General features: G+C 65.3%; 22 protein-coding genes. 15 read left to right on the forward strand and 7 right to left on the reverse strand.

The window, feature by feature from the left end:
• Positions 1-48 precede the first annotated feature (48 nt).
• From ACIPUB_RS18690 to ACIPUB_RS18705, 4 genes are all read right to left on the reverse strand, one after another.
• Entirely contained in the window at positions 49-936 is an 888-nt protein-coding gene (locus ACIPUB_RS18690; protein WP_407608755.1) for a carbohydrate ABC transporter permease, read from the reverse strand.
• Entirely contained in the window at positions 936-1841 is a 906-nt protein-coding gene (locus tag ACIPUB_RS18695; RefSeq protein WP_407608756.1) for a carbohydrate ABC transporter permease, read from the reverse strand. Before ACIPUB_RS18695 ends, ACIPUB_RS18690 begins: the two co-directional genes overlap by 1 nt.
• 94 nt (positions 1842-1935) lie before the next feature.
• Positions 1936-3228 carry an ABC transporter substrate-binding protein gene (locus ACIPUB_RS18700; protein WP_407608757.1) on the reverse strand — a complete coding sequence of 431 codons (1293 nt, stop codon included), beginning with the start codon at positions 3226-3228 and terminating at the stop codon, positions 1936-1938.
• Positions 3229-3327: 99 nt separating this feature from the next.
• Positions 3328-4557 carry an ROK family protein gene (locus ACIPUB_RS18705; RefSeq protein ID WP_407608758.1) on the reverse strand — a complete coding sequence of 410 codons (1230 nt, stop codon included), beginning with the start codon at positions 4555-4557 and terminating at the stop codon, positions 3328-3330.
• Positions 4558-4807: 250 nt separating this feature from the next.
• On the opposite strand from ACIPUB_RS18705, the gene ACIPUB_RS18710 reads away from it, so the two are divergent.
• Entirely contained in the window at positions 4808-5281 is a 474-nt protein-coding gene (locus tag ACIPUB_RS18710; RefSeq protein ID WP_407608759.1) for a DUF1990 family protein, read from the forward strand.
• Positions 5282-5466: 185 nt separating this feature from the next.
• Here the strand turns inward: ACIPUB_RS18710 and ACIPUB_RS18715 are convergent, their stop codons facing one another.
• Positions 5467-6435: a quinone oxidoreductase family protein gene (locus tag ACIPUB_RS18715; RefSeq protein ID WP_407608760.1), complete on the reverse strand. Its 969-nt coding sequence runs from the start codon at positions 6433-6435 to the stop codon at positions 5467-5469.
• A gap of 154 nt (positions 6436-6589) precedes the next feature.
• On the opposite strand from ACIPUB_RS18715, the gene argC reads away from it, so the two are divergent.
• From argC to ACIPUB_RS18755, 8 genes are read left to right on the forward strand one after another with little or no spacing between them, the layout of a single operon-like run.
• Entirely contained in the window at positions 6590-7621 is a 1032-nt protein-coding gene (argC, locus tag ACIPUB_RS18720; protein WP_407608761.1) for an N-acetyl-gamma-glutamyl-phosphate reductase, read from the forward strand.
• Between the two features lie 11 nt (positions 7622-7632).
• Entirely contained in the window at positions 7633-8796 is a 1164-nt protein-coding gene (argJ, locus tag ACIPUB_RS18725) for a bifunctional glutamate N-acetyltransferase/amino-acid acetyltransferase ArgJ (RefSeq protein WP_407608775.1), read from the forward strand.
• A gap of 49 nt (positions 8797-8845) precedes the next feature.
• Positions 8846-9772 (forward strand): acetylglutamate kinase, encoded by a 927-nt coding sequence (gene argB / locus ACIPUB_RS18730; protein WP_407608762.1) that lies wholly within the window; start codon positions 8846-8848, stop codon positions 9770-9772.
• Complete coding sequence (locus ACIPUB_RS18735; RefSeq protein WP_407608763.1) at positions 9769-11013, forward strand: acetylornithine transaminase; 1245 nt, start codon at positions 9769-9771, stop codon at positions 11011-11013. The genes argB and ACIPUB_RS18735 overlap by 4 nt, the downstream gene beginning before the upstream one ends.
• 12 nt (positions 11014-11025) lie before the next feature.
• The gene (argF, locus tag ACIPUB_RS18740; protein ID WP_407608764.1) at positions 11026-11994 is read left to right on the forward strand and encodes an ornithine carbamoyltransferase; all 969 of its coding nucleotides are present in this window, start codon (positions 11026-11028) and stop codon (positions 11992-11994) included.
• On the forward strand, positions 11991-12506 hold the full coding sequence (locus ACIPUB_RS18745) for an arginine repressor (protein ID WP_264270256.1): 516 nt from the start codon (positions 11991-11993) through the stop codon (positions 12504-12506). Before argF ends, ACIPUB_RS18745 begins: the two co-directional genes overlap by 4 nt.
• A gap of 45 nt (positions 12507-12551) precedes the next feature.
• Positions 12552-13244, forward strand: a complete 693-nt coding sequence (locus ACIPUB_RS18750; RefSeq protein ID WP_407608765.1) for a hypothetical protein — start codon at positions 12552-12554, stop codon at positions 13242-13244.
• On the forward strand, positions 13241-13561 hold the full coding sequence (locus ACIPUB_RS18755; RefSeq protein WP_407608766.1) for an ArsR/SmtB family transcription factor: 321 nt from the start codon (positions 13241-13243) through the stop codon (positions 13559-13561). The genes ACIPUB_RS18750 and ACIPUB_RS18755 overlap by 4 nt, the downstream gene beginning before the upstream one ends.
• A 141-nt stretch (positions 13562-13702) precedes the next feature.
• Here the strand turns inward: ACIPUB_RS18755 and ACIPUB_RS18760 are convergent, their stop codons facing one another.
• Both ACIPUB_RS18760 and ACIPUB_RS18765 read right to left on the reverse strand, forming a co-directional pair.
• Positions 13703-14263, reverse strand: a complete 561-nt coding sequence (locus ACIPUB_RS18760; protein ID WP_407608767.1) for an O-acetyl-ADP-ribose deacetylase — start codon at positions 14261-14263, stop codon at positions 13703-13705.
• 237 nt (positions 14264-14500) lie between these two features.
• The gene (locus ACIPUB_RS18765; RefSeq protein ID WP_407608768.1) at positions 14501-14911 is read right to left on the reverse strand and encodes an ankyrin repeat domain-containing protein; all 411 of its coding nucleotides are present in this window, start codon (positions 14909-14911) and stop codon (positions 14501-14503) included.
• 193 nt (positions 14912-15104) lie between these two features.
• On the opposite strand from ACIPUB_RS18765, the gene argH reads away from it, so the two are divergent.
• The 6 genes from argH (at position 15105) to tyrS (ending at position 22327) form a co-directional block, all read left to right on the forward strand.
• On the forward strand, positions 15105-16520 hold the full coding sequence (gene argH / locus ACIPUB_RS18770; RefSeq protein ID WP_407608769.1) for an argininosuccinate lyase: 1416 nt from the start codon (positions 15105-15107) through the stop codon (positions 16518-16520).
• A 91-nt stretch (positions 16521-16611) separates the two neighbouring features.
• Entirely contained in the window at positions 16612-17349 is a 738-nt protein-coding gene (locus ACIPUB_RS18775) for a maleylpyruvate isomerase family mycothiol-dependent enzyme (protein ID WP_407608770.1), read from the forward strand.
• A gap of 31 nt (positions 17350-17380) precedes the next feature.
• On the forward strand, positions 17381-18034 hold the full coding sequence (locus tag ACIPUB_RS18780) for a DNA-3-methyladenine glycosylase (RefSeq protein WP_407608771.1): 654 nt from the start codon (positions 17381-17383) through the stop codon (positions 18032-18034).
• A gap of 9 nt (positions 18035-18043) precedes the next feature.
• Entirely contained in the window at positions 18044-18580 is a 537-nt protein-coding gene (locus ACIPUB_RS18785) for an adenine phosphoribosyltransferase (protein WP_407608772.1), read from the forward strand.
• 112 nt (positions 18581-18692) lie between these two features.
• On the forward strand, positions 18693-20981 hold the full coding sequence (locus ACIPUB_RS18790; protein ID WP_407608773.1) for a HelD family protein: 2289 nt from the start codon (positions 18693-18695) through the stop codon (positions 20979-20981).
• A gap of 29 nt (positions 20982-21010) precedes the next feature.
• Positions 21011-22327 carry a tyrosine--tRNA ligase gene (gene tyrS, locus ACIPUB_RS18795; protein ID WP_407608774.1) on the forward strand — a complete coding sequence of 439 codons (1317 nt, stop codon included), beginning with the start codon at positions 21011-21013 and terminating at the stop codon, positions 22325-22327.
• The last annotated feature ends 486 nt before the right edge of the window (positions 22328-22813 follow it).

Genomic DNA, 22813 nt, shown 5'->3' on the forward strand with positions numbered 1-22813 from the left:
CCCCCCCCCCCCCCCCCCCCCCCCCCGCGACTTTGATAGATCCTTTCCTCAGCCCTTGACCGAGCCGCTCATCAGCCCGCCGACAAAGTACTTGCCCAGCAGGATGTAGACGACCAGCGTCGGCACCGAGGCAATCAACGCACCGGCCATGGACGCCGCGTAGTCGGTGAGCTGGCCGCCGGCCAGGAAGCTCAGGGCGATGGTGACCGGCCCGTTGCGCCCGGAGGAGAAGAACGCCGCGAACAGGTAGTCGTTCCAGGCGGAGGTGAACTGCCAGATCAGCACCACCACGAAACCTGGGGCGGAAATCGGGAGGATCACCGAGGCATAGGTACGGATGATTCCGGCGCCGTCCATGCGGGCAGCCTCGATGAGTTCGCCGGGAACCGATTCGTAGTAGTTGCGGAAGATCAGCGTGCAGATCGGCAGGCCGTAGACGATGTGCAGCAGCATCAGCGAGGGGACGCCCTGCGGCACCCCGAGGTCGCTCATCAGCTGGGTCAGCGGGATCATGACGGCCTGGTAGGGGATGAACATGCCGAAGAGGATCAGCGTGAAGACCACGTTGGCACCGGGGAAGCGCCACTTGGAGAGCACATAGCCGTTGATGGAGCCCAGCGTGGCCGAAATGACTGCCGCCGGAATCACCAGTGCGAAGGTTCGTCCCAGGGCAGGGGCCAGGGTGGTCCAGGCCTTGGACCAGCCGCCGGTTTCCCAGGTAGTGGGCAGGAACCAGGCGCGGGACGGGTCGGCGTCGGCGGTGCCCTTGAAGCTCGTGATGAACAGGACGTACGCGGGGATCAGGACGACGATCACGAAGAGCAGCAGCAAAGCGTACTTCAGGGTGCGATTGATCCGGCGGCGCCCGGGATGCGGGGATCCGGCCGCGGCCGGCGGGGCGGGTACGGCGGGTCGGTCCAGGATCGAGGTGGCCATCAGCGCTTCTCCGCTCGCGAGGTGTACATGAGATATGGGACAACCACAAGGGCCACGAGCACCAGCAGGATCATGCCGATCGCCGCGGCATCGGCGTAGTCGCTGCCGATGTACTTGACCCACATCATGGTGGCCGGGACCTGCACGGCATAGGTGTTGGCGTCGGGGACGATGGCGCGGATCAGGTCGAAGAGCTTGAGCGACATGTGCCCGATGATGATGACTGCCGACAGCATCACGGGGTTCAGCTGCGGGAAGATCACGTGCCGGTAGAGCTTCCATTCACTGCAGCCGTCAATGCGTGCGGCCTCGCGCAGTTCTTCGGGGATGCCGCGGAAGCCCGCCAGGAAGAGGGCCATGACGTAGCCAGAGAGTTGCCAGATGGCCGGAACGGCGATGGCGGCAATGCCCCAGGTGGGGTTGGACCACCAGTCGTTCTGCAGGAAACCCAGGCCCACCGAATCGAGCAGCCGGTTAAGGCCCGTGGTGCGTTCGCCGCCGGGCTGGTCGGTCTGGAGGCTGGAGAGCAGCCAGCGCCACACCACACCCGAGGCAATGAACGAGACCGACATGGGGAAGAGATAGACGGCTCGGAAGAATCCTTCGCCCTTGGCCGGCTTGTCAAGCATCCAGGCCCAGAGGAATCCGAAGATCAGCGTTCCGGCGAGGAAGACGATGGTGAGGATCAGCAGGTTCCACAGCGAGTGCTGGAAATTCGGGTCGGCCAGCAGGTTGGTGTAGTTCGAGAATCCGACATAGTCGTCGCTGGGCCTGGCGGTGTGCTGGTTGGTGAGACTGACACGGAAGTTCTCAATGATGAGCCAGTAGACGAAGACGCCAATCAGGATGATGGTGGGTGCCAGGAGCAAGAGTCCCGGTCCCCAGTGCCTTACACGCGTAAACATGGTTTCCTCTCAGAAAGTGGCGTCCCAAAGACTTGGGGGCGGTATCGCCAACCGTGTTGGCTCTGACCGCCCCCAAATGCTTGGTGGAGTGTGCTTACTGCGCGAACTTCTCTGCGGTGGCGGCAGCGGAATCCTGCAACGTTGCCACATCGGTGTCGCCGCCGAACTTGCTCACGGCCGTGCTCAGCTCGTTGAGCCAGGCCACCGGCACCGCTGCACCGTGTGCCAGCGACGAAACGATCTTGTCCTGCGAGAAGTCCTTGATCGCGCTCTTCTGGTATTCGGAGAAGTCATCGGTCGCGGCCGTGGTGTTGGCCGGGATCGAGCCCTTGGCTTTGTTGAAGGCGGTCTGGCCCTCGGCCGAGCCAATGGTGGTCAGCCAGGCCTTGGCTCCGGCCGGGTTGGGGGCGCCCACCGGCAGCGTAAAGGAGTCTGCCAGGAAGTTGAAGACACCCTGGGTTCCCGGCATCGGGAAGTAGGCGTAGTCGGTGCCTGCGACATCGCCGTCCTGGGCGAACTTGGCTTCCGCCCAGTCACCCATGAGGTTGTAGGCCGCGGCTCCGTCCTGGACCAGCTGCGTGGCAGGTGCCCAGTCGCTGAGGGAATCGCGGTCGGTGTTGGTGTAGCTCAGGACTTCCTTGTAGGACTCAATGGCCTTGGTGACCTCCGCGCCCTTCCAATCGGTCGTGCCGTCCCAGAGGCCGTTGTAGCCATCGACGCCGAGGCTCGAGAGCAGGACGTTCTCAAAGAGCTGGACCTGGGTCCAGGATCCGGCGACCGCCAGCGGGGTCTTGCCGCTTTCCTTGACCTTTTCCAGGTCGGCAATCCAGGCGTCCAGATCCTCGGCGGGCTTGGCGGGATCCAGTCCTGCATCCTCCAATACCTCGACATTGGCCCAAACGACGTTTGAACGGTGGATGTTGGAAGGAACCGAGTAGATCTTTCCATCGACGGTAAGCCGGTCCACCAGGTCCTGGGGGAATTGGTCGGCAAGCTTGTTCTCGGCATAGAAGCCGGTGAGGTCCTCGAGCTGTTCGGCATCGATGTAGTCCTGAAGCTCGGCGCCGGCGTGGGCTTGGAAGGAATCCGGCGGGGTGCCGGCCTTCAGCTGCGCGGCCAGAACGCTCTTGGCCTGTGAGCCGGCACCGCCGGCGACCGCCAGATTGTCGAAAGTCAGGTTCGGGTAGTCCTCGCCGAAGACCGTGACGAGCGCATCGAGGCCGACCTTCTCGGAACCGTCCGCCCACCAGGTGAACACGCCGACGCCGCCGGTGGCCTCGCTGGCGGGTGCGGCCGAGTCGGCAGGTGCTTCGCCGCCACCGCCGCAGCCGGCGAGCGTGAGTCCCAATGTTGCTGCCGCTGCGATAAGCGTAAGACGACGGCGCATAACTGCCTCCAAGGAGTTGTTTGAAAATGTGAGAAATTGTCGAGTGGTGTGTTCGCGATCACCTAATGGTTACCCGCATCACACTTTGTCGTCAACTACTTAACGCAAACTTTCCTGAAACGTTGGCAGCGAAGGCACTCCGGATGGAGAGGCCTGGTCCCGGCGCAGGACCAGTGCGGCGGCACCCAGTGCCTCCGCGCGATCACCCAACGACGCCATGCAGACTGCGGTGTTCTCGCCAATCACGGGGATGGCGTGGCGCAACAGCCCCCGGCGGATGGGTTCCAAAAGGATCTCACCCAGGGGTGCCAAGGGACCGCCGATGACGATGACTTCGGGACTAAGCAGGTTGGCGACGTTAGCCAGCGCATGGCCCACGGCCGCCCCCACGTCTCCGATGATCCGCAGCGTCGCGGAATCTCCCGCATGGGCCCGCTCGATGATGTCCTCGATTGTGATGGGAATGCCCTCGGCGCGACTCAAGAGCTCGATGACGATCCCGGTCGAGGCCACGGTCTCGAGGCATCCGCGGTTGCCGCAGCGGCAGATGAGTCCCTGGTCAAAAATCGTTGAGTGGCCGATTTCTCCCGTGACCCCGATGCTGCCGTAGTGCAGGGAACCATTGAGGATGAGCCCGGACCCGATGCCGCTGCCGATCTTGAGGAAACAGAGGTTGGAGCAGATTTGGTGCTCGCCCCACGTGATCTGCGCCAAGGCGCCCAAATTCGAATCATTGTCAATGAACACGGGCAAATCAAGCGCTGCCTGCAGTTGGGATTCAATGTCGATCCCCACCCATTCCGGGAGGATCGCGCCGCGGATGACGGTCATGCTTCTGTGGTCAATGGGCCCGGGGATGCCGATTCCCGCCCCGAGCAGTTGGTTGTGCTCGATGCCGTGATCCGCGCGGAGTTTCTTGAGCATGTCGGCGGCGACGGTGATGCTTTCCTCCGCACGATGTCCCACCGGCAGGGCGGTGTGTTCCTCGCCCAGGAGGCGGAAGCCGGAGCGGGCGAGCACCACCCGGACGTGGCTGCGGCCAAAATCGATGCCGACCGCAATGTCGGCCGCATCAATCACGCTGACGCCCATCGCACGCCGTCCCGAACTAGTGGTGGGGGTGGCCTCAACGCGACTGGCGGCCACCAGGCTCTTGACGATGTTCGAGATGGTGGCGGTGGAAAGTCCTGTCGCACGGGCCAGCGCTGCCTGGGTGAGGGTTCCGTGGCTGCGCAACATCGCCAGGACACGTTCCTCGTTGAGTTCGCGTAGCGCGGACTGCGAGCCGGGGTTTGTTCCGCCGGGGGAGTTGCGTTGATCTGCACTCATGCCTTGTAGCGTGCTTCACGAATGTCCTTGTGGTCAAGAGATTAACGCAAGATTAATCGCCAGGATTTTTTGTTGAACGCAAAGTCGCGGTCTGAAGAGGTGGCAATCGGTATGCGACACGTTGGGGAATCGCCTGATTTGCTGCTGGGATTGCCCATTGCGGGCAGCTTCTTTTGGATATGGAACTGTAGTAGGTATGGACCATGCCCGATTTGCCCGGCATCTGTTTGGCTTGTGAGGAGAGTGGCGTGTGACCAGTCCGGATCTTGCCCATTGGCCGCCGGGCGACGGTAAGTATCGTCGCTCGGAATTCTCGTCGTTCATCGGCACCGGGGATCTGGTGTGGGAACGCGTCATCGCGGACGTGCTGCGCTGGAAGGTGAAGACAGCGAGCGGGTTTACGGTGAGCTCAACTGCCCCGGTGAGACAGGGTGACCGAGTGGACGTCACAGTGCACCTGTTCGGTGCCACCGTCATTGAACCCGTGGAAGTTGTCGCAGTCGTGGAAAGCCCGGACCGGGTCGGGTTTGCGTATCGCACGCTGCCGGGGCACCCGCTTAGCGGCGAGGAAGCATTTGTCGTGAGCCGTCACGGGGATGACGTGCGACTCACCATACGATCCCTCACCCGGGCGGCATCGCGGCAACCGTGGCGAGCGCTGTACCCGTTGATTCTCATCGCGCAGCAAATCGTACGCCGGAGATACCTGCGCGCACTCCGCTAACGACTCCGGCCAGGAGAAGGCATCGCGGTCCGGCCACGACCGCCAGAGGACGAAACCGGTTCCTGAACACACTCGGGCATCTGCGGGCGGTCCCTGAATCCGGGTAAGCACGGCGCGGGCCGCCACGTGGGAGTCTGTGCTCCGGAGTGGCGGCCCGTGGTGGTTCGGGAATGATTGGATCGTGGCTACGGGATGAGGATGGTTTTACCGGTGGTCGCACGGGATTCAAGGGCGGTGTGGGCGTTCCCCGCCTCGGCCAGCGGGAAGCGTGCCCCGATGCGGACGTCGAGCTTGCCGACCGAGACCAATTCAAAGAGCTCGCCGGAACGCCAGCGTCGCTCCTCGGCATCGAGCAGGAAGTCGGCGACCTTGGGGCGGGTCACGGTCAATGAACCGTGGGCGTTGAGGCGCTGCAAGTCAAAGGGCGGCACCTGGCCCGAGGCCCCGCCAAAGAGCACCAGGGTGCCGCGGATCTTGAGGGCTTCGAGGGACCCTTCGAAGGTGTCCTTGCCGATGCCGTCGTACACGACATCGACGCCCTTGCCGCCGGTGATTTCTCGGACGCGCACCGGCACTTCGTCGTAGGAAAGGACATGGTCCGCGCCGGCGGCGCGCGCCAGTTCCGCCTTTTCCCCAGTCGAGGTGGTGGTGATGACGGTGGCCCCGCGCAGCTTCAGCAGCTGGATCAACAGCAGGCCGACGCCACCGGCGCCGGCATAGGTAAGCACGGTGTCGCCTTGCTGCACCTTGTAGTTGGAATTGATCAGGTAGTGGGCCGTGATGCCCTGCAGCGGCAGCGCGCCGGCGGTTTCCAGCGACACATTCTCCGGGACGGGCAGGGCCTTCTCGGCATCCAGCAGGGTGTGGGTGGCATAGGTGCGCGACCCCTCGGTGGTGGCCACCCGGTCCCCGACGGCGAAATCGGTGACGCCGGCGCCAACGGCCTCAACGGTGCCGGCGCACTCGCTGCCCGGGGTGAAGGGATACTTGACGTTGTAGACGCCCGAGCGCTGGTACGTCTCAATGAAGTTCACGCCAACAGCGGCGACCTTGACCAGCAGCTGTCCGGGCCCGGGGGAGGGCATCGGCGACGCAACATAGTCGAATACTTCGGGTCCTCCGGCCTGACGGGCGATAATTGCATGGGAACTCACGTGCTGGACTCCTTGGGTCGGCGCTTGGCTTTGTTTCCACCATAGCGTTCGGGCCCCCAGTGGCCCGTGACCAGGGTCCCGATGTTGCGTTGCGGGACCAGACAAAATGAATATTTATTAGCTATCATGCATAAATGCGTAGTAGGGTTGGGTCATGACGATTTCAGTAGCTGTATCCGGAGCCAGTGGGTATGCCGGCGGCGAGGTCCTGCGCCTGCTGTCCAACCACCCCGACGTGACCATCGGTGCGATCACCGCCCACTCGAATGCCGGGCAGCGACTGGGCGAGCTCGCCCCGCACCTGCATTCGCTGGCCGACAGGGTCCTGGTGGAAACCACGGTCGAGCAGCTGCGCGGACATGACGTCGTCTTCCTGGCCCTGCCACACGGTGCCAGCGCCGAGATCGCTGCCCAGCTACCCGCCGACACCCTCGTCATCGACGCCGGGGCCGACCACCGCCTGGAATCCCCGGAGGCCTGGGAAAAGTTCTACGGCTCATCCCATGCCGGAACCTGGCCCTACGGCCTGCCGGAGTTGCCCGGTGCCCGGGACCTGCTCGTCGGCGCCAAGCGCATTGCGGTGCCCGGCTGCTACCCGACCTCGGTCCAGCTGGCCCTCGTGCCCGGCTTCGCCGCCGACCTGCTGGAACCCGAGGACGTGGTCGTGGTTTCCGCCTCCGGAACCTCGGGAGCGGGTAAGAGCGCCAAGGTGAACCTCATTGGCTCCGAGGTCATGGGCTCCATGAACCCCTACGGCGTGGGCGGCTCCCATCGCCACACCCCGGAAATGGAACAAGGGCTCTCCAAGGCCGCCGGCGTCCCGGTGACTGTCTCCTTTACCCCGACCCTGGCGCCGATGCCCCGCGGCATCCTCACCACCGCCACCGCCAAGGTCAAGCCCGGCGTGGACGCGGACATGCTGCGCGCCGCGTGGACGGCTGCCTACAAGGACGAACCGTTCGTGCACGTGCTGCCCGAGGGCCAGTGGCCCGCCACCTCCTCGGTCATGGGCTCGAACCATGCGCAGATCCAGCTGGCATTCGACCCGCACGCCAACCGCGTGATCGTCTCCGCGGTCATCGACAACCTCACCAAGGGCACCGCCGGCGGTGCCGTCCAATCCATGAACATCGCCCTGGGCCTGAAGGAAACCGCCGGCCTGGCACTTGAAGGAGTAGCACCGTGAGCAACGCAGCAATGGGAATCACCTTCCCCGGCGGATTCAGCGCCTCGGGCATCACCGCCGGACTCAAGGCCTCGGGAAACCCGGACCTTGCCCTGGTGCGCAACAACGGCCCGCGCTTTGACGCGGCGGCGGTGTTCACCTCCAACCGCGTGGCGGCGGCCCCGGTGCACTGGTCGCGCCAGGTCATCACCGATGGCCGGGCCGACGCCGTGGTGCTGAACTCCGGCGGCGCCAACGCCTGCACCGGCCCCGAGGGCTTCGCCAACACCCACGCCACCGCCGAGCACGTGGCCACGGTACTCGGCGTTTCCAGCGGTGACGTGCTGGTCTGCTCCACCGGGCTGATCGGCGAGCAACTGCCCATGGACAAGATCCTGCCCGGCGTGGACGCGGCCGCCGCGGCACTGGGCACCGGCAACGAATTCGACGGGGGAGCTGCTGCAGCCACCGCCATCATGACCACCGACACGGTCAGCAAGCAGGCGGGGTTCGCCGGATCCGGATACTCCATCGGCGCCATGGCCAAGGGCGCGGGCATGCTCGCCCCGGGGCTGGCCACGATGCTGGTGGTCATCACCACCGATGCGGTGCTGGAACCGGCGCAGCTGGATGCCGCACTGCGCGAGGCCACCCGCGTCAGCTTCGACCGGGCGGATTCCGACGGCTGCATGTCGACCAACGACACCGTGATCCTGATGTCCTCCGGCGCCAGCGAAACCGTCCCGGACACCGCGGAATTCACCGCCGGACTCACCGAGGTCTGCGTCGAGCTGGCCAAGGCCCTGATCTCCGATGCCGAGGGCGCCGCCCACGAAATCACCATCCGCACCTTCAATGCCGCCACCGAGGACGACGCCGTCGAGGTTTCGCGCACCGTGGCCCGGTCCAACCTCTTCAAGACCGCGATCTTCGGCCAGGACCCCAACTGGGGACGCGTGCTCTCCGCGGTGGGAACGACCAAGGCGGCCTTCGAGCCGGACGAGCTGAACGTGTCGATCAACGGCGTCCAGGTCTGCCGCAAGGGCGGGGTGGGCGATGACCGCAACCTCGTGGACCTGTCCGGGCGCAACGTCCTGGTGGAAATCGACCTCAACGCCGGCATGCAGGAAGCCAGCCTGTGGACCAACGACCTGACCCACGACTACGTCCACGAGAATTCGGCCTACAGCAGCTAGGCGACGCAAGCGCCCCGGCTCAATCGTTTCAGTGAGGAAGCACCCGAGCATGTCTGAGAACAAACCCACGCCAACGCCCATGGACGTGGCACAGCGCAAGGCCGAGGCCCTGATCGAGGCCCTGCCCTGGATCCAGCGCTTCGCCGGAACCACCATGGTCATCAAGTACGGCGGCAACGCCATGATCAACGAGGACCTGCGGCGCGCCTTTGCCGAAGACATCGTGTTCCTGCGCCACGTGGGCATCAACCCCGTGGTCGTGCACGGGGGAGGCCCGCAGATCAACTCCATGCTCAGCCGCCTGGGCATCGAGTCCGAATTCAAGGGCGGTCTGCGCGTCACCACCCCCGAGGCCATGGACGTGGTCCGCATGGTGCTCACCGGGCAGGTGCAGCGCGAACTGATCGGCCTGATCAACTCCCACGGACCCTACGCGGTGGGACTTTCCGGCGAGGACGGCGCCCTGCTGCGGGCAGTGCGCACCGGGACCTATGTTGACGGGCAGCACGTGGACCTGGGACTGGTGGGAGAGGTGACGGGGGTCAAGCCCGACCAGATCCTTGACCTGCTGGCCGCCGGCAAGATCCCGGTGGTCTCCACCGTGGCCCCGGAGGTCGACGAGAAGGACAACCCCACCGGACAGGTGCTCAACGTCAACGCCGACACCGCCGCGGCGGCACTGGCGAGCGCCCTGGGTGCCTCCAAGCTGGTGATCCTCACCGACGTGGAGGGGCTGTACGCGGCCTGGCCGGACAGGTCCTCGCTGATCTCCTCGCTGGACGTCGAGCAGCTGCGCTCCCTGATGCCCAAGCTCGAATCGGGGATGATCCCCAAGATGGCCGCCTGCCTCAAGGCCGTGGACGAGGGCGTGGGCCAGGCCCACATCGTCGACGGCCGCCAACCACACTCCATGCTGCTGGAGGTTTTCACCTCCGCAGGCGTCGGAACCCAAGTCATTCCCAAGGACAAGGCATGAACGAGATCATTGAACAGGAAACGGGCGCCCTGGGCGCCCTGCAGGGCAGCGAATTGCTCGCCCGCTACAACCACTCGCTGCTGGGTGTCTTCGGCACCCCGCAACAGGTTCTGGTGCGCGGGGCAGGCTGCCACGTGTGGGACGCCGACGGCAAGGAATACCTGGACCTGCTCTCCGGGATCGCCGTCAACGCCCTGGGCCACGCCCACCCGCTGCTCACCTCGGTGATTTCCTCGCAGTTGGCCACCCTGGGACACATCTCCAACTTCTTCACCAGCCCCACGCAGATCGCGCTGGCGGAAAAGCTGCTGGAGCTCAGCGCGGCACCGGAGGGTTCCAAGGTGTTCTTCACCAACTCCGGCACCGAGGCCAACGAAGCTGCCTTCAAGCTGGCCCGCCGCAACGCGGGCACACCCGAAGCACCGCGCACCAAGATCATTGCCCTGGAGCACGCCTTCCACGGCCGCACCATGGGCGCGCTCGCGCTGACCTGGAAGCAGGCCTACCGCGAGCCGTTCGAGCCCCTTCCGGGCGGGGTCGAATGGATCCCGGCCGGGGACATCGAGGCGCTGCGCGCAGCGGTGGATGAAACCACCGCCGCGGTCTTCATCGAACCCATCCAGGGGGAGGCAGGGGTCATCGAATTCGGCCCCGGATACCTACGTGAGGCCCGGGAGATCACCGAGGCCGCCGGCGCGCTGCTGGTCTTTGACGAGGTCCAGACGGGCATCGGCCGCACCGGCGACTGGTTCGCCTCCGCCGGGGTCATCCCCGACGCCATGACACTGGCCAAGGGCCTGGGCGGCGGATTCCCGATTGGAGCGATGGTCGTCTTCGGCACCGATGCCACCGGGCTGCTCACCCCGGGCCAGCACGGAACGACGTTCGGCGGCAACCCCGTGGCCACCGCCGCGGCCCTGGCCACCCTGCATGTCATAGAATCCCAGGACCTGCTGGCGCAGGTGCGAAGCGTGGGCCAGGAGATCCGGACCAAGCTCGCCGCGCTCGACTTCGTCACGGCCGTCCGCGGCCAGGGGCTGCTCATCGGTTTCGACCTGGCGGCCGCCGTGGCCCCGGCGGTTGTCACCGCCGCATTGGCGGCGGGGTTCATCATCAACGCCCCGGGCCCCAACACGCTGCGCCTGGCACCGCCCCTGATCATCACCACCGAACAACTCGACACCTTCGTAGCAGCGTTGCCCGCGATATACGCCGCGGCCGTTGCCGGCACCCAGGAATAGGACCACAGCACCATGACCAACCCAGTTCGCCACTTCCTGACCGACCTTGACCTCACACAGGCCGAACAGACCGAGGTCCTTGACCTGGCCCTGGCCATGAAGAAGGACAAGTACGGATACAAGCCGTATGCCGGCCCGCAGACAGTTGTCGTCTTCTTCGACAAGACCTCCACCCGCACCCGAGTGTCCTTCGCCGCCGGCATTGCCGAGCTCGGCGGTTCCCCGCTGATCATCAACTCCGGCGAATCCCAGTTGGGCCACAAGGAGTCCATATCCGATTCCGCCAAGGTCCTTGAGCGCATGGTCTCCACCATCGTGTGGCGCACCTACGCCCAGTCCGGCCTGGAGGAAATGGCCGAGAACTCCAACGTCCCGGTCATCAACGCCCTCTCGGACGACTACCACCCCTGCCAGCTGCTGGCGGACCTGCTGACCGTGCGCGAGCACAAGGGCACGCTTGCTGGCCTGTCCATGGCCTACTTGGGCGACTCGGCCAACAACATGGCCAACTCCTACCTGCTGGCCGGCGTCACCGCCGGGATGCACGTGCGCATCTCCGGGCCGGAGGGCTACCTGCCGAGTGCCGACATCATTGCGGCCGCCGAGAAGCGCGCGGCCGAAACCGGCGGCTCGGTGACTGTCACAACCGATGCCGCTGCCGCACTGGCGGGCGCCGACGTGGTGGCCACCGACACCTGGGTTTCCATGGGCCAGGAAGACGAGAAGTCGCAGCGTATGGAACTCTTCCGCGACTACGCCGTGGATTCGGCCGCCATGGCGCACGCTGACAAGGACGCCATCGTCCTGCACTGCCTGCCGGCCTACCGCGGCTACGAAATCGCGGCCGACGTCATTGACGGACCCCAGTCGGTGGTCTTCGACGAGGCCGAAAACCGCGTCCACGCCCAGAAGGCCATCATGGGCTGGTTGATGGCCAAGTCCAACCTGGCCGAGGTGCCGGGAGTGAACTCGAACCGATGAGCACCCCCGCCTCGTTCCAGCCCACAACAAAGATCGCGCGCCAGGCGCGGGTGGGTGCCATCCTGTCCACCCGCACCGTGCGTTCGCAGGCCGAGCTGGTGGTCCTGCTGGCAGAGGAAGGCATGGCCGTCACCCAGGCAACGTTGTCGCGCGACCTGGTGGAGCTCGGCGCGGTGCGTGTGCGCGGGGCCGACGGGGGACTGGTCTATGCGGTACGCCAGGAGGGCGGTGACCGCAGCCCCCAGGTTGGGGTCAGTCCGGAGGTGCACGACGCCAAGCTGGCCAAGCAGTGCGCTGAGTTGCTGATTACCGCCGAGGCCTCGGGCAACATCGTGGTTTTGCGCACCCCGCCAGGTGCGGCAAATTTCCTGGCCCTGTCCATCGACCATTCCACGATGCCGCAGATCCTGGGGTGCATCGCCGGGGACGACACCGTCATGCTGGTGACCCGCGACGTCAACGGTGGGGCCGAGGTTGCAGCGCGCTTCCTGGCGCTGGCCGACCCGCAGTAGCCAAGTCGACCAGTCGCACGGGCGCAGGAGTCCTAGGAGGCAGGAATGGGCCCTTCCAAGAAGGCGGCGATGCTCGGTGCAGTCCTGGTGACGCTTATCTTGCTCGCGATCCTCATCGGTGTCATCGTCGGGACAACCGGCATGATCACCGGTCCCGGCAGCGGGGAGGTCCTTCCCGCAGGCGGTTGGGGGAAGGCCGGAGGGCCTTGCGACTACCGGCCGGTAACCCTTGTGGAACCTCGGCCCTTGTGCAACCATTTTGTTGCGCAGGGGCTTTGCGTTTTGAGGGGGAAACACATGGACGTCAAACGTCAGGATGCCATCGAGGCATCCATCGACATCAATGCCACGGGCGCATCCGTCTGGGAACTGATCAGTGAACCGGGTTGGTTCATCAACGGCGGTGCCATCACGACGCATCGGATCGAAACCGACGGTGCATTTTCAACCGTTTACGATGCGATCTATGGAAAATTCGAATTCGAGACAGTCACCCTCGAAGCTCCCAGCTATGCCGCGTTCCGTTCCCTGGGGGGTCATGCCTGGGACGATCCCGTCCCCAACACCCTCGTTGAATTCTGGATCGAAACCACACATTCCGGAGCCGTGAGGTTGCGCGTCATGGAGAGCGGGTTCGCTGCCTTCGGTGCCGATGAGCATGCTCATGCCATCAGCGCCAACACCCAGGGCTGGAAAGCGGAGATGCTGGCGGCGCAGCGTTATTTGGACGGAAAATGACCGGGCAGCCGGAACCGGCTTCCACCCAATTGATTTTTGCAGCGCTCTCCGACCCAACGCGGCGACAGATGCTCGTGCTACTAGGCGACAAGGCGAGCAGTGCGTCGCGACTCAGCGAACCGCTGGGCATCAGCAGGCAGGCCGCGGCCAGGCACCTCGGGATCCTTCTGGGCGCCGGCCTCGTCAGACGGCGCCGCGACGGCAGGGAGATAGTCTTCGAATTGGTCCCGGACGGATGGGGCCCGGCGACCGACTACATCGGCGGATTGCAGGCCGGCGTGGGCGGGCAGTCGGCCAGGGCGTCAGACTTGAGATGAGGCCGCACTTGCCGCTCGCCTGCCACGGTATCGGCCCCGAATGGTTGGCTCTTTGGGACCCCACGCAAATTTCGGGGCACCCCGCGCAAAATGGGCAGGGTGCCCCGAAAGCAGGATCACGCGCGGCGTGGGCGCCGTACGCTACGGACCGTGGACGAGTTCGCTATCGGTGCGCGGCGTATTGAAGGCTTTGCGGAATGCGGATTCAACCTCGTCGTTGTAGGCAACCAGCACGACGCGGTGGATCGATGTCGAATGCAGGTACGTCTCAAACCACTCGTGGATGGCGTGGGCCGCGATCGAGGCAACGTCCTCCGGGTCCCAGCCGTATGCACCGGCACCAATGGCCGGAAACGCCACGCTGGTGGCGCCGAGGCGCGAGGCAACGTACAGGGAATTGGTGAAGCACTGCGAAAGCGTCTTGGGGTTGGTCTGCCCGACGTGCCGGTTTGGCCCGGGGGAGTGGATGACCCAGCGGGCGGGTAGGTCGCCGGCTCCGGTGGCCAAGGCGAGGCCGGAGGCGAGGCCGTCGGGGTGGGTCGTGGCCCTGAGCTTCCGGCATTCGGCCAGCAAGGCAGGGCCCGCGGCCTCGTGGATAGCATCGTCGACACCACCGCCACCGAGCAGGGATGGATTTGCAGCATTGACGATCGCATCGACCTTTTGTTCGGTGATGTCTCCACGCACGATGTCGATATGCATTTCTTTGCTCCTGTCAGTGATCCAGAACACCTGATAGCACCACGATACGCGCCAGTCCCGATCTTGTGGAGGGGCATACAGCGGATTCTCAGGCGTGACTAGCGCAAAGCCGATCAGGAGGCCAAAAACAGGGGCTTGGGGGATTTGTGTGACGCCGGCGGGAACCGCACGGACGGAATCCAAGTCCGTCTCAGCGCGGTGCCCGACGCTGGAACAGCAGCATCCGCGGGACCGGTCCTAGAGGTATTCCTCGATGACTGCCTTGAACTCGGGCAGGTCGAACATCTGGGCGACGGCCAAGGCGTTTTGGGCACCTAGGCGGGGGTCCGCGCCGTTGGCCAGCAGCATGCGGGTCAGTGGCTCGTTCTTGCGGAACACGGCGCAGGTCAAGGCGCCCTGGCCCTTGTCGTTGAGTCGGTTGACGTCGGCGCCGCGCTCGAGCAGGCCGGAGACGGTCTCGTCGTGGCCGTTGTAGGCAGCCAGGATCATCAGGGTGTCGCCCTTGGCGTCGGTCAGGTCCGCCGGGATTCCCTGGTCGAGGATGGCCATCAGCTTGCCGGTGTTTCCCTCGCGGGCCAGGTCGAAAATGGAGTGCAGGAACGCGAGCTCTTCGTCGGAAAGCGCGTCGGGGGTGTTCGAATCGGTCATACCCCAAATCGTACCGGGCTGCCGCCGGGGGAGTGGTGGTGACATGACGTATGAATAATTATGTAGACTAGTGAATAAGTATTAGACATCGGGTGTTGCGTCCGGAGCCGGGGAACCGCCCTGCACTAGGATGGACACTGGATTTGGACACCTCTCGAACCGGCGCCCGGGACGGGCGCACGGAAGGATGAACATGGGATCGGCAACAAACGAAGGTGCACTCTGGGGCGGACGATTTGCCGGAGGCCCGGCGGACGCCCTGGCGGCGCTGAGCAAGTCCACGCACTTTGACTGGCGGCTGGCCCGCTACGACATTGCCGGATCCCGCGCCCACGCCCGCGTGCTGCACACTGCCGGACTCTTGGACGAAGCCGAACTCGCCGGCATGATTGCCGCACTGGATGAGCTGGAAGCCGACGTTGTCTCCGGCGCCTATGTTGCCTCCGACTCCGACGAGGACGTCCATGGCTCCCTCGAGCGCGGACTCATCGAGCGCGCCGGAACCGCGCTGGGCGGCAAGTTGCGCGCCGGCCGCTCGCGCAACGACCAGATCGCGACCCTGGGTCGCATGTTCCTGCGCGACCACGCACGAATCGTTGCCCGCGGCGTGCTGGCCACCATCGACGCACTCATCGAGCAGGCCGAGGCGCACCCGAATGCCGCCATGCCCGGGCGCACCCACCTGCAGCACGCGCAGCCCATCCTGCTGTCCCACCACTTGCTTGCCCACGCTTGGGCGATGCTGCGCGACGTCCAGCGCCTGGCGGACTGGGACAAGCGCGCCGCGGTTTCCCCCTACGGCTCCGGCGCCCTGGCTGGCTCTTCCCTGGGCCTGGACCCCAACGCCGTGGCAACCGAACTCGGCTTCGACTCCGCGGCATGGAACTCGATCGACGGCACCGCCGCCCGCGACGTGTTCGCCGAATACGCCTGGGTCGCTGCCATGATCGGGGTGGACCTCTCGCGCATCTCGGAGGAAGTCATCCTCTGGGCCACCAAGGAATTCTCCTTCGTCACCCTCGACGACGCCTTCTCCACCGGCTCCTCGATCATGCCGCAGAAGAAAAACCCGGATGTGGCCGAACTGGCCCGCGGCAAGGCCGGCCGGTTGATCGGCAACCTGACCGGCCTGCTGGCCACGCTCAAGGCGCTGCCGCTGGCCTACAACCGCGACCTGCAGGAAGACAAGGAGCCGGTCTTCGACGCGACCGACACCCTCGAACTGCTGCTCCCCGCGGTCTCCGGCATGATCGCCACGCTGAAGTTCAACACCGAGCGCATGTCCGAACTCGCGCCGCTGGGCTTCGCCCTGGCCACCGACATCGCCGAGTGGCTGGTCCGCCAGGGCGTGCCCTTCCGCGAGGCCCACGAGCTCTCCGGCGCAGCGGTGAAGCTGGCCGAGTCCAAGGGCGTCGAGCTATGGGACCTGAGCGACCAGGAGTACGCCGGGATTTCCGGGCACCTGACCCCTGAGGTCCGCACCGTGCTCTCCACCGAGGGTTCGTTGAACTCCCGTTCGGCACAGGGCGGAACCGCACCCTCGGCCGTCGCGGCGCAGCTGGCCGCATTGAAGGACGCGCTGGTTCCGGTGCGCACCTACGCCGGCTAGCAATCCCGCAGTTCCCTCTCAGGCGGGGCCCACCATCCGGCGGGCCCCGCCTGCGTGATTTCCGGCATCCGGGGCGGATAAGGTGGTCAGTATGAGTGAGCTCACACAACAGGACCTGACGACCCGGATCCTCTCCGCCTTGTCGACCCTTCGCGAGAACATGGCCACCGTCGACGACGCGGCCGCCGCCGAGCCAAGCGCCCTTCCCGGGTGGAGCCGAGCACACGTGTTGGCCCACCTCGACGGGTTCAGCCGTGCCGCAGCGCGCCAGCTGGACACCGCCGGTGCCGAGGAACCCTTCCCCATGTACGACGGTGGAATGGAGGCCCGCGACGACTCCATCGAGATGGCGGCGCTGATGCGTGCCCAGGCCTTGGCCGCGCGGACCGGCGAGGCCCTTGACGCCCTGGAATCCAGCATCCGCGGCATCAGCCCGGCGGAGTGGGCCCTGGCAACAGGGTTCCGTGGGGGAGGCAGCGTGGAAGACCTCTTCCATGCCATCTGGCGCGAGCTGGTCATCCACACCGCGGACCTGGCCCTGGGCAACTCCGTCGCCGACTGGGAACCGGAATTCTGCGCACACCTCTTCCAGGCGCTCGAGGGGCGGGTGCCTGAATCCCGCCGCTACATCCTCCAGCCCCATGGCGCCCAGCGCATCACCCTGGGACAGGGCGAGGCGACCACGGTGCTCAGCGGCACCGCCTTCGACCTGGCCGCCTGGCTGGCCGGCCGCCAGCCGCTGGGACCGGTCCAGGCCACTGCCGCAGCCGACGGCACCGACCTGCCCGAGCTCCGCCCCTGGGCCGTCAAGCTGAAAGCCAACAACTAGCCAACCGGGACATCCGGAAGGAGGGGACGTCGTGAACAGCCCGAACCGCGTGGGGTTGCTGGGTCTGCCGTCGTTGCAACTGGCACCGCACCTGCTCGGCGCCCATGTCTCCACCTTCATCGGCGGGCGGCTGGTCGTGGTGCGACTGACCGAGGTCGAGGCCTATGACGGGCACCAGGATCCCGGATCCCATGCCTATCGGGGCAAGACCGCCCGCAATGCCGGGCTCTTCGGCCCACCGGGCACCGCGTATGTGTACTTCACCTACGGGATGCACTTCTGCGCCAATGTGGTGTGCGGGCAGGAGGGAACAGCCTCGGCCGTGCTGATGCGCGCCGGGGAAGTCGTTTCGGGCCGGGACACGGTGTTGGCCAGAAGGGGAAACCCGAAGGGACCCGAGGCGCAGCTGCTCAGCGGGCCTGCCCGGTTGGCCCAGGGGCTGGGGCTGACACTGGAACACAACCTGACGCGCTTCCGGGACGGCACCGCCGTGCCGCCGGGACCCGACCTGGCGTTGGGGAACCTGGCCATCGCCCCGGCCGGCTACCTGGCAGGTCCGCGCACCGGGGTGGCGGGGGACGGCGGCGGGGAAGAATACCCGTACCGGTTCTGGCTCCCGGGCGAGCCCAGCGTCTCGCCGTACCGGAAGGCGGCGCCGCGCAAGGTGCGCGGCGGAAGGGACTAGACTTGTCGGGTGAATCCAGAGCCTGAAACCATAAGCGACCTCCTTGACCGACTGTGCGAAATCGTTCCCGATTACCCCAGCGCAGGGATTTCCTTCAAGGACCTGACCCCGGCCTTTGCCGACGCGGCGGGACTGCGCCGCATGGTCGATGAGATCGTCGCCCCCTTTGCCGGCCAATTCGACGTCATTGCCGGGCTCGAGGCCCGCGGATTCGTGCTGGCCGCAGCCGCCGCCTACGCCACGGGAACCGGCATGGTCACGGTGCGCAAGGCCGGAAAGCTGCCCCGTCCGGTGCACCGCGACGAATACACCCTGGAATACGGGACCGGGACCCTGGAACTGCACCGCGACGATGTCGCGCCCGGCACCCGGGTGCTGATTCTCGATGACGTGCTGGCCACCGGCGGCACGGTCGGCTCCGCCGCCCGATTGCTGGAGATGGTAGGCGCGCAGGTCATCGGGGTCGGCGTGGTCCTTGAGCTGCAGGGCCTGGGCGGGCGCGATAAGCTGTCCGGCCTGCACGTCCATTCGCTCCAGCTCGTCTAGCAACACCCGCCTGCCGTATCCGGATCGGTCGCCTCAAGGCGTCCGGTCAAATGCCCGGTGCCGCACAGCGTAAACTGGTCTGTCCACGATTTGTTCCATCAGGGAGTGCTGAATGTCAGAGTCCACGACCGTTCAACCGGAGCTCGACGCCGAACGCAACTACGTTTCGATGCTCTATACCCGCTTGGATGAGCTGCGCGCCGAAAAGCTCGAGCAGCTCACCCGCACCCGCCGCGGCGGAGCGCAGGGGTCCATCCAGAACGTGTCCGAACGCGACTCCTTTGCCGCCCTGTACGAAGACCGCCTGGCGCAGCTGAATGCCGTTGAGGACCGCCTGGTGTTCGGCCGGCTGGACCTTGACGACGACATGAACCGTTCCGGCGAGGAACCCGGCGCCCCGCGCTACATCGGCCGCATCGGCATGACCGACGAGGACCTGACGCGCCTGATGGTCGACTGGCGCGCCCCGGAGGCCGCCGCCTTCTACCAGGCCACCGCACTGCACCGGCAGGGCGTGCGCCGCCGTCGGCACCTGATGCTGCGCGGGCGCACCGTGCTGGGCATCGACGACGAGGTCCTGGACACCGAACTCTTCGGCGAAAACGACAACCTGCAGGGCGAGGGCGCGCTGATGGCCGCCCTGACGCAGAAGCGCACCGGGCGCATGGGCGACATCGTGGGCACCATCCAGGCCGAGCAGGACCGGATCATCCGCTCCCCGCTGGCCGGGGTGCTGGTGGTCCAGGGCGGGCCGGGCACCGGCAAGACCGCCGTGGCGCTGCACCGCGCCGCCTTCCTGCTCTACGAACACCGCGAACGGCTCAAGAGCGCCGGCGTGCTGCTGGTCGGCCCGTCTTCCTCCTTCATGCGCTACATCGAGCGCGTCCTGCCCTCCCTGGGCGAGACCGGCGTGGTCATGTCCTCGGTCGGCGAGCTGTATCCGGGCCTTCGTGCCGTGCCCGAGCACAGCAGGGAAGCCGCGCGCATCAAGGGCAAGGCCTTCATGGCCAAGGTCGTGGCCAAGGCCGTGTCCAACCGCCAGCGGCTGCTGGCCGAGGACCGCCGCGTCGTGGTCGAGGGGACCCGGCTGGTGCTGACCCGCGGGCAGGTGCGCCACGCCCGCGAAAAGGCGCGCGCCTCGCGCAAGCCGCACAACGAGGCCCGCGAGGTGTTCACCAAGACCCTGGTGCGCGAGCTGGCCGAACAGCTGCAGCAGGTCCTCGAGGACTCCTCGGGCAACGGCAACGCCGTGGATCGCAGCTACCTGGTCCAGGAGGTGCGCGAATCCCGCGATGTGCGCATCGCGCTGAACCTCTGCTGGATGCCGTTGACGCCGCAGTCCCTGCTGGAGGAACTCTTCGCCAAGGAAGACCTGCTCGCCGCGGCCGCTCCGCAGCTGAACGCCCGCGAGCTCAAGGCGCTGCACCGGAAGCCCGGGGCGCCGTGGACCGAGTCCGATGTGCCGCTGCTGGACGAGGCAGCCGAACTGCTGGGCGACTTCAAGGCCGTGGGCAACAAGGACGCCGGTGTCGAGGCGCAGCTCAAGCGGGACCTGGAAAACGCCGAGGCGACCCTGCGCAACGTCAACGAGATGCTCTTCAACGCCGGCATCGACGGGCTGGTCGAGGCCCAGGACCTGGCAGACATGAACCAGGAGACCGAGGCACGCCAGACGGCAGCCGAGCGTGCCGTGGCCGACCGCAACTGGGCCTACGGGCACGTGGTGGTCGACGAGGCCCAGGAGCTTTCCCCGATGCAGTGGCGACTGCTGATGCGCCGCTGCCCGCTGAAGTCCTTCACGGTGGTCGGCGACATCGCCCAGACCTCCTCGGCCTCGGGCGCCAACAGCTGGGCGCAGGCCATGAAGCCGTTCGTGGCCGAGCGCTTCACCCTGGAGGAGCTAACGGTCAACTACCGCACCCCCATGCAGATCGCCGCCGCCGCGACCAGGGTTGCCCACGCCGCGGGACTGAAGATCTCCACCCCGAAGGCCGTGCGCGAGGGCCAGTGGCCGCCGCTGGTGGACCGGTTGGAACCGGGGCAGTTGCTGCCCAAGCTCCGTGAGGTCCTTCCCGGGGAAGTCTCGATCGCCGATGGCGGCCTGTTGGCCGTCATCGTGCCCGAGCCGCGTCTGGCCAAGGTTCGCGCCGCCGTGGTCGAGCAATTCGGCCGCCGTGTGGGAAGCGGGTCCGGTGGCTTGAGCCAGGACATCGTGGTGCTGGGTGCACGCGAGGCCAAGGGCCTGGAATTCGATGTGGTGCTTGTCCTGGAACCGCAGGAATTGATCGACGAAGTCGAGGGTAGCGTCGGTGACCTGTATGTTGCGATGACCCGCACCACGCAGCGCCTGCGAATCCTGGCCGAGGGCTCGATTCCGGCGGGCATTGACTCGGAAGCGTAATTCAGGGCGGAGACTGCTAATTTAGTAGGGTGTCTGAAATTGAGCAGAATCCCGCACTGTCGGGACAACGTAATGATCCGTCCTTTGAAAACGTCTGGCAGGAACTGAAGTGGCGTGGCCTGGTCCACGTGTCCACTGAGGAAACCGAGCTGGAAAAGGCCCTCTCCGGAGAGAGCATTACGTATTACTGCGGTTTCGATCCCACCGCCCCGTCCCTGCACCTGGGCAACCTGGTACAGCTGTTGAACATGCGCCGCCTGCAGTTGGCCGGCCACAAGCCCCTGGGTTTGGTTGGCGGCTCCACCGGCCTGATCGGTGATCCGCGCCAGACGGCCGAGCGTGTGCTGAACACCAAGGAAACGGTTGCCGAATGGGTGGGCAAGCTCGAGTCGCAGGTTTCCCGCTTCCTCTCCTTTGAGGGCGATAATGCGGCCCGCATGGTCAATAACCTGGACTGGACCGCCAACCTGAGCGCCATCGATTTCCTGCGCGAGGTCGGCAAGTACTTCCGCGTGGGCACCATGATCAAGAAGGAAACCGTTGCCGCCCGCCTGAACTCGGACGAGGGCATCAGCTACACAGAGTTCAGCTACCAGGTGTTGCAGGGCTACGACTACCTGAAGCTGCACCAGCTTTACGGTTGCACGCTGCAGACCGGCGGCTCCGACCAGTGGGGCAACCTCACCAGCGGCACCGACCTGATCCGCAAGGCCGAAGGCAAGAGCGCCTATGCCTACGGAACCCCGTTGATCACCAACTCCGACGGCACCAAGTTCGGCAAGTCCGAGGGCAACGCCATTTGGCTGGATGCAGAGATGTGCAGCCCGTACACCTTCTACCAGTTCTGGCTGAACACCGCGGATGCCGATGCCATTTCGCGCTTGAAGGTCTTCACCTTCCTTTCCCGTGCAGAGATCGAGGCCCTCGAACAAGAAGTTGCCGAGCGTCCCTTCGCCCGCAAGGCCCAGAAGGAACTGGCCTACCTCGTGACATCGTTGGTCCACGGTGTGGATGCCACGGAAAAGGTCATCGCAGCTTCGGCCGCCCTTTTTGGCCAGGGCGAATTGGGCGATATGGACGAAGCAACGCTCAGGGCCGCAACGCAGGAGCTAAAAAGCACCACTGTTACCGGGAAGGATCTGGATATTATCTCGGTCTTGATGGCTTCCGGTCTTTCCGAATCGAAGTCGGCCGCCCGACGCACGATCAGTGAAGGCGGCGCCTACGTGAACAACGTGAAGTACTCGGACCACGAAGCAGTCGTTAGCCGAGAGGACCTGTTGCACGGTCGCTACCTTTTGGTACGCCGAGGGAAAAAGAACCTGGCGGTTGTTGAGGTCGCATAAATAGGCAAATGAATTTCCGGGTTGCTGACAACGCAATTTGAACCGGGGCGGGGGAGTGCTGTGAATCACGGCGACGACCTCGCCCCGGTTTTTTTGCCTTTTGGGCACAGATTTGCGCCTAATCCCGGATGTTTCGGGGGAATCCGGGGTCATGGTGTGCAGGATCCATCGATTTGCCGGGACACGGAAACGTGTGTATTGTTTTCTAAGTCGCCGCGGCCAAGGTAAGCGAAAAGCTACCAGCCGCGAATGATAAAAGAATTCTTCTAACAACGTTTATTCGTTGAAGGAAAGATGTGTTTTTAGCAAAATTAGATCGACGATAAGCCGGTTTGACACAGCGAAGAACATGTAATAAATTATTCGAGTTGCTCCAGAGCGAAGCGCCGGCAGGAAACGTTAGTCCGGGTCGTGGGTGTTGGAAGTGTCTGTTGTTTGAGAACTCAATAGTGTGCCAAGTTTGTTGATACCAATTTATTTATTTTA

Origin of the sequence: Paeniglutamicibacter sp. ORCA_105 (assembly GCF_045798545.1) — a bacterium.
Classification (GTDB): domain Bacteria; phylum Actinomycetota; class Actinomycetes; order Actinomycetales; family Micrococcaceae; genus Paeniglutamicibacter; species Paeniglutamicibacter sulfureus.